We start from the raw sequence: 13,338 nt of genomic DNA on the forward strand, positions 1-13,338 counted from the left end.
GGTGGGCGCACGCGGCCTGGCGGCGGCCGCGTGGTCGGTCAGGGTGTCAGCACCACCTTGCGGCAGTCGTCCTCGCGGGCGTTGAAAATCTCGTAGCCGCGGGCGGCGTCGGCCAGTTTCATGCGGTGGGAGATGATCGCCTCGGGCGCGAGCCGGCCTTCGCCGATCGCCTCGAGCAGCTCGGGCATGAGTCCCTGGACGTGGGTCTGGCCCATCTTGAAGGTCAGGCCCTTGTCGAAGGCATCGCCGAACAGGAAGCCGTGGATGAATCCCGCATACACCCCCGGAACGCTGACGACGCCGCCACGCCGCGTGGCGGCGATGCACTGGCGCAAGGCGTGGCCGCTGGAGCCTTCCAGCTTCAAGGTGGTGAGCACCGTTTCGGTGGTGCTGCCCTTGGCCTCGAAGCCCACCGCCTCGATGGTGGCATCCACGCCGCGCCCGGCGGTGGCTTCCACGATCACGGCGGCCGGGTCGTCCTGCTCGTCGAAGTTGATCGGAATGATCCCGTAGGTCCGGCGCGCGAACTCCAGCCGGTACTCGTTGTGGTCGACCATGAACATGGTCTCGACCCCGACCATCCGCGCGCAGGCGGCCGCCATGTAGCCGACCGGCCCGGCGCCGAAGATCGCCAGGGTCGAGCCGGGTCCGAGCTTGGCATTGAGCACGGCCTGGTAGCCGGTAGGCAGGATGTCGGAGAGGAACAGCACCTGTTCGTCGCTCAGGACGTCGGGCACCGGCAGCGGGCCGACGTTGGCCTTGGGAACCCTCACCAGCTCGGCTTGGCCGCCCGGCACGCCGCCATACATGTGGCTGTAGCCGAACAGCGCAGCCGGCGGCTTGATCTTCTTGGCGTTCATCGCCGCGCCCCTGCCGGGGTTGGTGGTCTCGCACGCGGAGAACTCGTCGAGCAGGCAGTGGAAGCACTGCCCGCAGGCGATCACGAACGGAATCACCACCCGGTCGCCGACCTTGACCCGGGTGACCTCGCGCCCGGCCTCCTCGACCACGCCCATGAATTCGTGGCCGAGGATGTCGCCATCCTCCATCCCCGGGATCTTGCCGCGGTAGATGTGCAGGTCCGAGCCACAGATCGCGGTGGCGGTGACCCGCAGGATGATGTCGTCCGGTGCGACCAGCGCCGGATCCGGCACGGTCTCGACCCGCACGTCGCGCGCCCCCTGGTAGGTGAGGGCCTTCATCACGCAGCCCTGGATTCGCGCGCGGCGCGCTGGTTGCCACCTTGCTCGGCGAGCAGGGTCAGTTTCGCGTCGGTGGCCTTTTCCTCTTCCAGGGTCTCCAGGATCAGCGGCAGGGCCTGCTTGTAGCCCAGCTGCTTGGCCAGCGCGGCGAGGGTGCCGTAGGCGGCGATCTCGTAGTGCTCCACCTTCTGGGCGCCGCCGATGAGGGCGGCATCGCGCAACGGTCCGGCATCGATGGAGTCGATGATCTCCTTGCCTTCCTCTACCAGGCCCTCCATGGCGGCGCACTTGATCCGCTTCAGGCGGATGTCCAAGACCTCGACGATGCGGTCGATGCGTTCGATCTGTCCCTCGGTCTCGGCGAGATGGGTGGTGAAGCCGTCGGCGAGCGCGGGGTTGTCGGCTGCGCGCGCCAGCCTGGGCAGCGCCTTGGTCAACTGCTTCTCGGCGCTGTAGATGTCGGACAACTCATGGACGAACAATTCTTCGATGGTCTTGATGGTCATGTGGATTTGTTCCGATGTCGTGGTTCATGGGGTGGGGTGGGGTGGGCGCGGCCTGCGCTCGGCTTGCCGGTCGCGACGCTCGCGGATTCCAGGCTGGCCTTCCCGGGCGCCGGGCTGCACGGCGGGATCGTTGCGTTGGTCGCCCTCGCGCTTGCCCGTCTGCTCTCCGCGCCGCGGAAGCGGGGGATGCGCGGGAGGGGATTGCTCATGCTTCATGGCGTTCGCCTCGCAAACCCGTCAAACCAAGAGGGCCTCCGTAGAGGCCCTCTCCGCGATGACTGCGGCTCGTCTATGGGATCAGCGCTGCTGGCCCTGGTCGTTCCTGTTCTGGTCCTTGTCGCGATTGCGCTGCTGGTCCTGGTCCTGCTGTTGCTGCTGGCGGTTCTGGTCCTGCTTGCCCTGCTCGTCGTCGCGCGGGTTCTGCTGACCCTGCTGGCCCTGCTGGCCCTGCTGGCCCTGCTGGCCCTGCTGGCCCTGCTGGCCCTGTTGCTTCTGGTTCGGCTGGTTCTGGTTCTGATTGGCCATCTCGGCGCTCCTGCTGCCATGGCCGGGTGCCATGGTTCGATTGCAGGATGCACAAGGCCGCATTACCCATGCGGCGTGTTTTCGGTGAAGGCCTGCTTTACATCTTTCGCTGGCCAAATCGTTCATCAAATGCCTGGTGCTGCACAGGCTGGCCTGCATCACCAACCTCCTTGCGGACTGCCTGAACGTTCGCCCGATTTTCGCGTCCGGGCCTCACGTTCCACTGATCGCTCGGGTGGGAGCCTGCATGCGTTCCCAAATCAACGGCAGGCAGGCCATGAACCTCCTTTCCTCCGTCACCGGCGAGATATCCGACAGCAAGGTCGCGGCAGTGTTCGACAGCGAAGCGGAGGCGCGCGCGATCGCGCGCCAGGTCCAGCACATGCTCGGCGCGCAGCAGGGGCAGGTGCAGGTCATCACCCCGCTCGACACCCGGCCCGGTCGCAAAATGGAACCGGAAGGCCGCGGCATCTTCCGCACCATCCTCGTCGCGCACTACAAGCTGGGGCTTATCGGTTTGGCGATGGGCGCGACACTCTTCGCCGTGCTGTACATGTCCGGACTCGAGGCGGTGGTGCTGTCCCCCGGCCTGGCCGCCGCCCTGATCGTCGGCTACGGCGGCGTGTTCGGACTCATGGCCGGCGGCCTGGTGTCGCTGCGGCCCGATCACAGCCCCTACGTCGCCAAGGTCCGGACCGCGCTGAAGGAGGGTCGCTGCGCGGTCGTCGTGCACGCCTTCGACGACGCCCAGCGCGATCGCGCCCAGGAAATGCTGACGGCCCATGGCGGCGACACCATACGCACGCTGTGACCGTCGCCCTGTACTGCCGCGCAGCCACGGCGGCATTGGCCCAGAGGCCTACATCACCTGCGTTTGCGACCCGCTAGGCTGCGCCCAGTCCGATGCATCCGACGTCGGTTAGCCAAGGGGAGCGCAGGTACGATGTTCAAGTCCGTGGTACTGGCAATCGGGTTACTGTCGGTTCTGCCGGTATCGGCGGCCGAGCCCGCTGCGGCTGGTCAAGCTGGCCAGAAGACGACCCAGCAGTTGCTGGCGGAGTTCCGCGACGAGATACAGGTGATCGAGACCGAGGTGGTGTCAAAGTCGATCTCGCTGACCGCCGACGAGGCGACGCGTTTCTGGCCCGTGTTCAAGAAGTTCCAGACCGAGAAGGCGGCCATCATCGATGGCCAGGTCGGGGCGATACGCGAGTATGCGAGCGAGTATGCGGATTTGAACGACGAAGAATCGATGGAATACGTGCGATCGCTGCTGGACCGCGACCAGAAGATCCATGACCTGCGCGAGAAGTACCTGGTCGAGTTCGCAAAGGTGATCCCGCCGGGCAAGGCCGCGCGCGTGATCCATGTCAGCCGCCGCCTGGGCCTGGCAGGCCAGGCCCGCTTGGCCCAGGCGATTCCGCTGGTGCATTGAGGCGGTCGTCGCGACGTTGTGGCAACCGGCGTCCTTCCCCTTGGCGCCGGGCGCACCGGTCCCCGCCATGGGGAAACCCTACCGGTGCGCGTGGGCGGCCGCTTCCACCAGGATGCGGCCGCTTTTTCTTCCGCAGCGCGGGCTCGCGAGCTTCCACGCCGGGCGGTGGCGCCTTGCGGCGCGCGCGTCCGCGGCATCGGTGCCGGGCGCCGCGTCGTGCGATCGATGACGAATTTGCTAGGCTTGCCGGCCCTCGTCTGCAGGTCCGACCGTGTCCCCCATCCTGTGGTTGCGTCTGGCGCTGATCATGGCGCTGGTGGTGCTCAATACGCTGGTCCATGCGCTGCCCCTGCTTGCGGTCGGCGTGCTCAAGGCGCTGCTGCCGTTCGCGCCGTTGCGGCGGGCGTGCAATTCGGTGCTGACCGGGCTGGCCGAGAGCTGGATCGCGGTCAACAGCGCGATGATGGCGGCATTCACCGGCACGCGCTTCGAGGTCGAACAGCACGGCACGCTTGAGCGCGACGGCCACTACCTGGTCCTGGCCAACCACCAGAGCTGGGTCGACATCCTCGTCCTGCAGAAGGTGTTCAACCGGCGCGCGCCGTTCCTGCGCTTCTTCCTCAAGCGCCAGCTGTTCTGGGTGCCGGTGCTGGGACTGGCCTGGTGGGCGCTGGATTTCCCGTTCATGGGCCGGTTCACGCGCAAGCAGATCGCGAAGAATCCCGAGCTGGGTCGCCGCGACATGGAGGCGACCCGGCGGGCCTGCGACAAGTTCCGCGACATCCCGGTTTCGGTGATGAACTTCGTGGAGGGCACCCGCTTCACCCCGCAGAAGCATGACGGCCAGGCCTCGCCCTTCCGGCACCTGCTCAAGCCCAAGTCCGGGGGCGTGGCTTTCGTGCTCGATGCGATGGGCGACGGCCTGCACGCGATCCTGGACGTCACCATCGCCTATCCGGGCGGCCGCCCTTCGATGATCGACCTGATGGCCAATCGCGTGCCGAACGTGCGCGTGCTGGTGCGACAGCGCCCGATCCCGGCCGAACTGGCCGCCGGCAACTACCAGGAGGATCGCGCCTTCAGGGCCCGCTTCCAGAAATGGATGAACGGACTGTGGGAGGAGAAGGACCGCGACCTGGAGCGGATGCTGGATCCGGGGACGGAGGGTCCGGGCGCAGCAGCGCAGCGGTCCCGTTCCACGCCTCCGTCACGAACCGACGCCTAGATTGCCCAGCACAGCACAGCACGCGCATCCATGGCCGCCTCCTCGTTCCCGTTCAACGCCGAAGCGCTGCTGGTCCAGAGCCTCACCGACTACGCCATCTACATGCTCGATCCGGAGGGCCACATCCTGAGCTGGAATCCAGGTGGCCGGCGGATCAAGGGATATACCGACGCCGAAGTGATCGGCCACCACTTCTCGCAGTTCTACACGGAGGACGACGTGAGACGGGGCGAACCCCAGCGCGGGCTGGCCACGGCCAGGAGCGAGGGCCGTTTCGAAGCGGAGGGCTGGCGGGTCAGGAAGGACGGCTCGCAGTTCCGGGCCAACATCGTGATCGATCCGATCTGGCAGGACGGCGAGCTGATGGGTTTCGTCAAGGTGACCAAGGATGTCACCGAGCGGTTCAAGGCGCAGACCCGCCTGCAGGAAGCCGAGCGGACGCTGGCCCAGTCGCAGAAGATCCATGCGATCGGCCAGCTGACCCTGGGTATCGCCCACGACTTCAACAACGTGCTGGCGGTGGTCACGGCCAGCCTGGACCTGATCGCCAGGACCTCCTCCGAGGAGCGCCGCCAGCAGCTGGTGGATGCCGCCCAGAAGGCGGCGCATCGCGGCAGCATGCTGTCCCGGCAGATGCTCGCGTTCGCGCGCGGGCAGAACCTGTCGCCGGCGAACCTGGACGTCAACGAGCTCATCCGTGCATCGATCGAGGTGTACCGGCGCGCCGCCGGTGCGATCGCCACCTGCACGCTGGACCTGGTCGACGGTGACCCCGTCGCCTACGTGGACGGCGCCCGGTTCGAGGCGGCGCTGATGAACCTGGTGGCCAACGCGCGCGATGCGATGACCGCGCAGGGAAGCATCGTCATCGCCACCCGCGTCGTGCAACCGGCCGATGGCGTCCATCCCGATCTCCAGCCCGGGCGGCGCTACCTCTACATCACGGTCACCGACGACGGCCCGGGCATGGGCGAGGAGGTGCGCCTGCGCGCGATGGAGCCGTTCTTCACCACCAAGGACGTGGGGCGGGGCAGCGGCCTGGGCCTGAGCCAGGTCTTCGGTTTCGCGAGCCAGTCCGGTGGCTTCGCTTCCATCCACAGCGAGCCGGGTGCCGGGACCCGTGTCACCATCGCCGTTCCGGTCGTGGAGTAACAACGTGCCCAGACTGCTGTACGTGGAAGACGACGAGCTGTTGCAGATGGTGACCACCATCGCTCTGGAGGAGGCCGGTTTCGAGGTCACCCAGGCCAGCAACGGCCACTCCGCGCGCGAGCTGCTCGCCGCGAACGAAGGGTTCGACTACGTCGTCAGCGATATCAGCATGCCGGGTGGGGTGACCGGCGTGGACGTGGCCGAGGCCGCGTTGCAGGCGCGCCCTTCCTGTCGCACGGTGCTGATCTCCGGTTATGCGCTGGCGCAGTTGCCGACCTTGCCGGCGAATGCGCAGTTCCTCGAGAAGCCGTACCACGTGCGCGACCTGCTTGCCGCGCTGGGCGGGAACTGAGCGTTCGCCCCCGGCACGGCGGGCTGCCTCCCGCCGACGATCACTCCAAAGCGGCCAGTACCCGGGTGACCACGCCGGCCAGGTCCGGGGTCCAGCGGACTACGATCACCAGGTCGTGCTCGCGGTCGACGTATACGTGGTTGCCGCCGAAGCCGGCTGCCCAGAACGCGCTTTCGGGCGCGGCGGGAATGGCCTGGCGCCCGGTGTTGAGCCACCACAGGTAACCGTAGTCCGGCTTGACCGGCGAGGGTGCGACGGCCTGCGCGATCCATGGCCACGCCGGAGTCCATGACCGCGCATGGCTCGCCGGTTGACCTGAACGGCGGGGGAGAGCCTAATCGTCCGGCGGATCGACGGTCCGCGGGCGTGTGGCCGCTACGGCTGCGCGCGGGGGCATGGCGACCTGGCAGGCATCCCGGCACGGGTTGGACGGCAAGTGCGTGGCAAGTGCGACGCTTCTTCCGACTGGAGGCGATGCTTGGCCGACATCTTCGTTTCCTATTCCCGCCAGGATCGCGCCCGGGTCGCGCCGCTCGTCGCGGCGCTGGAGGCCCAGGGCTGGTCGGTATGGTGGGATCCGGAGATCAATCCGGGCGAGGAATTCGACTCCCTGATCTCGCGCGAACTCGAGGGTGCCCGTTCGCTGATCGTGGTGTGGACGCCGCAGTCGGTCGATTCGCGCTGGGTCCGCGGCGAGGCGCGCGATGCGGCCGACCGCGGCGTGCTGGTGCCGGTGCGTTTCGAGCACGCCAAGCTCCCGATCGACTTCCGGGCCCTGCACGCGACCGACCTGGACGACTGGGACGGCGATCGCGGCCATGCGGCGTTCGTGAGCCTGTGCAAGGCACTGGAAGGCAAGCTCGGCGCGCCCAAGCCGGATCCGGTCCCCGCGCGCAAGAGCAGCCAGGTCAGCATCTGCGTGCTGCCGTTCGCCAACATGAGCGGCGACCCCGAGCAGGAATACTTCTCCGACGGCATCACTGAGGACATCATCACCGACCTGGGCAAGGTCTCGGCGCTGTCGATCGTGTCGCGCAACCTGGCGTTCTCGTTCAAGGGCGCGACCGGCGGGGTGGCCGACATCGGACGCCAGACCAAGGCCACGCACGTGCTCGCCGGCAGCGTGCGAAAGGCGGGCGACCGGGTGCGGATCACCGCGCAGCTGGTCGACGCGGCCAGGGATTCGCAGGTCTGGGGCGAGCGCTACGACCGCGACCTCAACGACATCTTCGCCCTCCAGGACGAGATCTCGAAGGCCATTGTCTCGGCGCTGAAGTTGACCCTGCTGCCGCAGGAAAAGCAGGCGCTCGAGCAGCGCGCCACCACCAACGCCGAGGCCTACAAGCTGTACCTGATGGCGCGCCAGTTCTGGCTGCGCGACAACGAGCGCAACAACGAGATCGTCATCCGCATCTGCAAGCACGTGGTCAAGCTGGATCCGAACTACGCGCAGGCCTGGGCGACGATGGCGCTGGCGCAGTGGAACCTGTTCTGGCAGGCCGACCTGGCGTACGAAGACCTGGAGTATCCGGCCAAGCGGGCGCTGGAGCTGGGTCCGCACCTTGCCGATTCGCACGCGGCCTGGTCGGCGACATTGCGCAGCGTGGGCAAGTTCGGCGAGGCACTGGAAGCGGCGGACCGGGCGGTGGCCCTCGAGCCGGAGTCCTATGTGGCAAACCGGCTCGCCGGCCTGAGCTGCATGGGCCTACGCCTTTACGACCGGGCCATCGGTTACTTCGAGGTCGCCGCCAACGCGATGGAGTCGGACTTCACCGCGGCCAGCTTCATCGTCCAGGCCTGCGAGACCAAGGGCGACGTGGCGCGGGTGCAGGCGGCCGCCGAGCGGACGATGAAGCGGATCGAGAAGATCGTCGCGGACGACCCGGGGCACGGGCGGGCGATCGGGTTTGGCGTCTCCATGCTGGTGACCCTGGGCCAGAAGGATCGGGCGATGGAGTGGGCCACGCGTGCGCACCTGGTCGATCCGGAGAACGCGAACCTGCAATACAACCTGGCCTGCGCGATGTCGCTGCTGGGCGAGTACGGCCGCGCCCTGGACATCCTCGAAGACGTGGTGTCGCGCTCGTCGCAGGGCATGTTGAGCTGGATCGAAACCGATTCCGACCTCGATCCGATCCGTTCCGATCCGCGGTACGACGGGATGATCGGGGGCGCCAGGGATCGCCTGGCCCTGAAGGCCGACGTGCAGCCTGCCTGAGGCGCGGGAAGAATGGGGATGCCGATGACGGACACCGACACAGACGAGGCTCCGTTGCTCACCCACAGCCTCGTTGTCGGAGTTACCGGCCACCGAAAGTTGCGCGACGCCGACCTTGCGGGGTTGCACGCGCGGGTACGCGCCGGACTGCAGGAGGTGCAGTCGCGCCACCCGAACCTGCCGTTGGTGCTGCTTTCATCGCTGGCCGAGGGCAGCGACCAGCTCGTCGCCGAGGTGGCGCTGGAACTGGGCGTGCGCGTGATCGCGCCGCTGCCGCTGCCGCTGGAGCTGTACCGCGAGGATTTCGACGGGCCGGGCAGGGAGCGGTTCGACGCCCTGCTGGGTCGGGTTGAAATGATGCAGTTGCCGCTGGAGCCGGGTACGACCCGTGCGTCGGTGGCCGGACCGGGGCCGGAACGCGACCGGCAGTACGCGCAGGCGGGGATCTTCGTGTCGAGCCACTGCCACGTGCTGCTCGCGCTGTGGGACGGCGAGGAATCCACGCGCCTGGGCGGCACCGCGCAGGTGGTGCGCTACCACCTGCACGGTTCGCTGTACGGGGAGGCCGAGCGGCGTCACGCGGCGGCGACATTGCTCGGCCCGGACCAGGAGAACGTGGTGTACCACCTGCCGGTGGCGCGCCAGGGCGATCCCGACCTGGCCGGCACGCGGGGACGCTGGCTGGTGGCGGAGGAGGGGCGCGAGGTCGCAGTCCCGCTGCCGCCCGCATTCGCGCGGACCTTCCACCGGCAGGAGGCGTTCAACATCGACGCGCGCAAGTACGCGCGCCAGATCGCCGGACAGGCGCCGACTTCCCCGGCGGCTTCGGCGTGCCCGATCTGGCGTACCTTCACCGCCGCGGACTGGCTGGCACGCACCTACCAGCGGCGGGTGGCGCGGGTGCTGTGGATCACCTACGTGCTGGTGGCGCTGATGGGTTTCACCTTCTTCACCTACACCCACGTCGCCAGCCATGACCTGGTGATCTACGGTTTCCTGCTGCTTTTCCTGGTCGGGCTGGGCGTGGCGACGCTGGCCAGCCGTCGCCAATGGCAGCGCAAGTACCTGGACTACCGCACCTTGGCCGAAGGCCTGCGAGTGCAGTCGTACTGGCGGCGCGCGGGCATCGTGCAGCCCGGCACGCCGGCCGTGGCCCATGACAACTTCCTGCAGAAGCAGGACGTGGAACTGGGCTGGATCCGCAACGTGATGCGGGGCGCCAGCCTGGACGGCATGCGCGTGCCGGTGCAGGCCGATGCCGCGGAGGTGGATGCGGTGATCGCCGAATGGATCGGCACGCCCACGTCAGGCGGGCAACTGGCGTACTACTCGTCGGCGTCGCTTCGCCGCGGGCGCCTGCACCATCGCGCCGAGTCGCTGGGGCTGGCGTGCATCGGGCTGGGCGTGGGACTGAGCGTGGTGCTCGCCCTGTTCGCGCGCCAGTTCGATGCTCACCTCAAGCACGTGCTGGTGTCGGCGATGGGCTTCGTCTCGATCGCCGCCGGCGTGCACGAGGCCTACGTGCACAAGAAGGCCGACAAGGAAATGGTCCGCCAGTACCGGTTCATGCAGCGGATATTCGGTTCGGCGCAGCGGCTGCTGCAGGGCGCGTCCGGCCTGGCGGAGAAGCGCCGCATCCTGGTCGCGCTGGGCGAGGCCGCGCTGACCGAACACGCCGAATGGTCGCTCATGCACCGCGAGCGGCCGCTGCCGACCTCGCGCATCTGACGCCTGGCCGTCGCGCCGCCGCGCGCCGGCCGGTTACTTGCCCGGCTTCTTTTCCGGCTCGTCCAGGCGGGTAAGCACGCGGGTCGTGCCCAGCACTTCGATGCGACCTCCGGACTTGCGGAAGGCTTCCAGGTCGTCGGAGATGCGTTCGCTGGTCAGCGTGTTGCCGGATTTCGAGCTTTCGCCGGCAGGCTTGCGGTACGCGGTCGGGGTCTTGATCGGCTTGCGCGTCGCCATCTGGAAACTTCTCCGTGTCAGTACAGGGTCAAGGGGATGCCGCGCAGCCGCTGGTCGCGGTAGGTGGCGCGTACATCCCGGCAGTAGGGCCCGCCCATCGAGAACCGGCGGCAGATGGAAGGCCTTTCGTCATAGATCGAGCAACGCATGTGCAGCGGGTCGATCGCCGCGCACCAGCCTTCCTCGTTGTGTGCCAGCACTTCCACGCCCTGGGCATTGCGCGTGACGAAGTGGCGGGGTACCTGGTCGTCCTCCGGCATCAGCACCACGGTCAGCCGGCAGCACACCGCATCGCAGCGGCTGCACAACGGCTCCGCCTGGCGCGACTGCTTGCGCCCGGGGGTATCGGTGATGGCTTCGTGGCCTGGCACGCGGAATCCGGTGGAGCCGCACGCATTGCGCGCGGGTGGGGCATCGATGAAGGAGCGAGGCGCACCGTCGCCCGGGTGGCGAGGGGTTGCGGGGATTGCGCCATGGGACGCCGGTCCATCCTACTCCATGCGCGTGAACCGGGCCGGAGCGGTGCCGGTCCAGGCCACTTGCGGCCACGCCCGGAGCAGGGCCGGAGCACGGCCGGCTCCGGCCGGCCGCGGCCTGGCTGGCATGCCTCGCCGGTCGCACGCCGGCACGCTGCTAGAGTGGCTGCATCACGAATGCGGGGGCCCCCCAATGATCGAGCGTTTCCATCCGATCGGCGTTCCCGGCCAGCCCTGGGGCGAGGCCGAGCGGTCCGCCTGGCGGGCGCAGCAGCGCCGCCAGCGCAGCTATGCCGAGGACGTGCTCGATCCGTTGGCCCGGTTGCACGCCCACTGGGACGTGCAGGCCTATGGCGAGCTCGACTACGCGCCCGACTTCTATCCGCTGGTCGCCCTGCACGGCTGCGACTGGGACCATGCGCGCCCGGTCGCGCTGGTGACCGGAGGCGTGCACGGCTACGAGACCAGCGGGGTGCATGGCGCGCTCAAGTTCGCCGCCGACTGCGGCAGCGCCTACGAGGGACGGATCAACCTGCTGGTGGTGCCCTGCGTCAGTCCCTGGGCCTACGAGCACGTCCAGCGCTGGAACCCGGCGGCGGTGGATCCGAACCGGTCCTTCGGCGAGCACGGCGCCGCGCTTGAATCCATCGCCTTGATGCGCTTGCTGGCGCCGCTGCAGGGGCGGGTGCTGGTCCATGTCGACCTGCATGAAACCACCGACAGCGACGAGTCCGAATTCCGGCCGGCGCTGGCGGCACGGGACGGCAAGCCGTTCGAGCCCAATGGCATTCCCGATGGCTTCTACCTGGTCGGCGACAGCGAGAATCCGCAGCCGCAGTTCCAGCAGGCGATCATCGCGGCGGTGGAGCGGATTACTCACATCGCGCCGGCGGACGCGCAAGGGATGATGATCGGCTCGCCGGTGGTGGCGCCGGGGGTGATCAACTATCCGGTCAAGTCGCTTGGCCTGTGCGCGGGCATCAGCGGTGCGAAGTACGTGACCACCACCGAGGTCTATCCGGACAGCCCCAAGGCCACCGCCGCGCAATGCAACGACGCGCAGGTCGCGGCGGTGCGCGCGGCGATCGACTACGCGCTGGCGCACGGCTGAGACCGGTACGCGTCGCCGGTGCGGCCTTGGCCGCAGCGCAGAGGCAGCGGTCGGCGGGAGCGCGCGGTGATGGATAATGCGCAAGGGATGCGAGCGTGCGCTGCCTGTCCGGCGATGACCGGCGGGCCGCCCACGCGTGCCTTGCAGTTTTTCCGGGGGATCGGATGTCGGGATGGATCGGTTTGGGGCTGCTGGCCATGGCGCTGACGGGTGGCGCGTGCGCGTGGATCTGGCGCGCCCGGGCAATGCCTGGGCGGTCGCAGGCGGGGCATGCGGCCGATGTGGCGGTAGGTGTCGATGGCAGCGACAGCGACCCCGGACGCCAGTGGGCGTTGCCGCTGGTGGAGTCGGCACTGGGCGATGACCCGGTCGCGCCTGGCGCTACCGACGACGAGGTCGTGCGCGCGGCGGAACGCGCGCTCTCGCGTTTCGCGTCCGAACCGCAGCGCCTGCCACGCCGGCCGCAGTTGCTGCCCGAGCTGCTCGGCACGCTCAACGACGATGAAGCCTCCGGCAAGCGCATCGCCGCGCTTATCGCGCGCGATCCCGCGCTCGCGGCCGCGCTGCTCAGGCTGGCGAACAGCTCCCTGTACCGGATCCAGCCTGCGCCCGTTGAAAGCCTCGATCGCGCGGTTGCACTGATCGGCACCGAAGGCCTTCGCCGCCTGGTGGCGGTGGCGCTGATGCAGCCGGTGATGCGTACCGAACGGGGGATGTTCGGGCGCCTGCCCGAGCGGATCTGGGAGCACACGCAGCACGCCGCGCTGGAAGGCGCGCGCGTGGCCCGGGAAGTGGAAGGCGAGGATGCCTTCGCCGCCCAGCTGCTGGCGCTGCTGCAGGGACTGGGCGCCATTGTCGTGGTGCAGACCCTGCGCGACGAAGCGGCCAGCCGCGGACAGGAAACCCTGCCGCCCGAGAGGGTCGCCGACGTATTGCAGCGCTGGTCGCCACGCATCGGGCGGCTGGTGGCAGCGGAGTGGCAGCTGTCCCCGCGCCTGCTGGGCGCGCTGGACGAGCAGGCGCTCGATGACGTGGCCGCAATGGGCGGGCTGGGTCGGGCGCTGGCGTCGGCCGGACCCGCCGCGCTCGCTTCGATGGACCTCGGACAGGCGCTCGCGTGAGGGCCGGATCCGGGCCGATGACCCATGACTTTTGACCTAGACAGATTGTT

General features: G+C 68.5%; 14 protein-coding genes. 9 read left to right on the top strand and 5 right to left on the bottom strand.

Features of this window, described 5'->3' with window-relative positions; all coding sequences use genetic code 11:
- Positions 1-38: 38 nt before the first annotated feature.
- From MNQ95_RS14050 to MNQ95_RS14060, 3 genes are all read right to left on the bottom strand, one after another.
- Positions 39-1,202: a zinc-dependent alcohol dehydrogenase gene (locus tag MNQ95_RS14050; protein WP_162410567.1), complete on the bottom strand. Its 1,164-nt coding sequence runs from the start codon at positions 1,200-1,202 to the stop codon at positions 39-41.
- Positions 1,202-1,708, bottom strand: a complete 507-nt coding sequence (locus tag MNQ95_RS14055) for a YciE/YciF ferroxidase family protein (RefSeq protein WP_162410566.1) — start codon at positions 1,706-1,708, stop codon at positions 1,202-1,204. The genes MNQ95_RS14050 and MNQ95_RS14055 overlap by 1 nt, the downstream gene beginning before the upstream one ends.
- A gap of 297 nt (positions 1,709-2,005) precedes the next feature.
- Positions 2,006-2,233, bottom strand: coding sequence for a hypothetical protein (locus tag MNQ95_RS14060; protein WP_241953246.1), 228 nt, complete (start codon positions 2,231-2,233; stop codon positions 2,006-2,008).
- Between the two features lie 136 nt (positions 2,234-2,369).
- On the opposite strand from MNQ95_RS14060, the gene MNQ95_RS14065 reads away from it, so the two are divergent.
- The 7 genes from MNQ95_RS14065 (at position 2,370) to MNQ95_RS14095 (ending at position 10,343) form a co-directional block, all read left to right on the top strand.
- Entirely contained in the window at positions 2,370-3,044 is a 675-nt protein-coding gene (locus MNQ95_RS14065) for a hypothetical protein (RefSeq protein ID WP_241953247.1), read from the top strand.
- A 132-nt stretch (positions 3,045-3,176) separates the two neighbouring features.
- A complete protein-coding gene (locus tag MNQ95_RS14070; protein ID WP_162410563.1) occupies positions 3,177-3,668 on the top strand; it encodes a hypothetical protein in 492 nt (163 codons plus the stop codon).
- A gap of 271 nt (positions 3,669-3,939) precedes the next feature.
- Positions 3,940-4,893: a 1-acylglycerol-3-phosphate O-acyltransferase, YihG family gene (locus MNQ95_RS14075; protein ID WP_425605675.1), complete on the top strand. Its 954-nt coding sequence runs from the start codon at positions 3,940-3,942 to the stop codon at positions 4,891-4,893.
- 30 nt (positions 4,894-4,923) lie between these two features.
- On the top strand, positions 4,924-6,045 hold the full coding sequence (locus tag MNQ95_RS14080; RefSeq protein ID WP_241953248.1) for a PAS domain S-box protein: 1,122 nt from the start codon (positions 4,924-4,926) through the stop codon (positions 6,043-6,045).
- A 4-nt stretch (positions 6,046-6,049) separates the two neighbouring features.
- The gene (locus MNQ95_RS14085; RefSeq protein WP_162410561.1) at positions 6,050-6,397 is read left to right on the top strand and encodes a response regulator; all 348 of its coding nucleotides are present in this window, start codon (positions 6,050-6,052) and stop codon (positions 6,395-6,397) included.
- Positions 6,398-6,875: 478 nt separating this feature from the next.
- Positions 6,876-8,615, top strand: coding sequence for a TIR domain-containing protein (locus MNQ95_RS14090; protein ID WP_241953249.1), 1,740 nt, complete (start codon positions 6,876-6,878; stop codon positions 8,613-8,615).
- 24 nt (positions 8,616-8,639) lie between these two features.
- Positions 8,640-10,343, top strand: a complete 1,704-nt coding sequence (locus MNQ95_RS14095) for a hypothetical protein (RefSeq protein WP_241954458.1) — start codon at positions 8,640-8,642, stop codon at positions 10,341-10,343.
- 33 nt (positions 10,344-10,376) lie between these two features.
- Here the strand turns inward: MNQ95_RS14095 and MNQ95_RS14100 are convergent, their stop codons facing one another.
- Both MNQ95_RS14100 and MNQ95_RS14105 read right to left on the bottom strand, forming a co-directional pair.
- Entirely contained in the window at positions 10,377-10,580 is a 204-nt protein-coding gene (locus tag MNQ95_RS14100) for a hypothetical protein (RefSeq protein WP_162410556.1), read from the bottom strand.
- 17 nt (positions 10,581-10,597) lie between these two features.
- Positions 10,598-10,933 (bottom strand): YkgJ family cysteine cluster protein, encoded by a 336-nt coding sequence (locus MNQ95_RS14105; RefSeq protein ID WP_425501349.1) that lies wholly within the window; start codon positions 10,931-10,933, stop codon positions 10,598-10,600.
- 316 nt (positions 10,934-11,249) lie between these two features.
- Between MNQ95_RS14105 and MNQ95_RS14110 the strand changes: the two genes are divergently transcribed.
- On the top strand, positions 11,250-12,167 hold the full coding sequence (locus MNQ95_RS14110) for a M14 family metallopeptidase (protein ID WP_241953250.1): 918 nt from the start codon (positions 11,250-11,252) through the stop codon (positions 12,165-12,167).
- Positions 12,168-12,412: 245 nt separating this feature from the next.
- Positions 12,413-13,288, top strand: a complete 876-nt coding sequence (locus MNQ95_RS14115; RefSeq protein ID WP_241953251.1) for an HDOD domain-containing protein — start codon at positions 12,413-12,415, stop codon at positions 13,286-13,288.
- The last annotated feature ends 50 nt before the right edge of the window (positions 13,289-13,338 follow it).

Source organism: Pseudoxanthomonas daejeonensis, from assembly GCF_022637495.1.
Classification (GTDB): domain Bacteria; phylum Pseudomonadota; class Gammaproteobacteria; order Xanthomonadales; family Xanthomonadaceae; genus Pseudoxanthomonas; species Pseudoxanthomonas daejeonensis.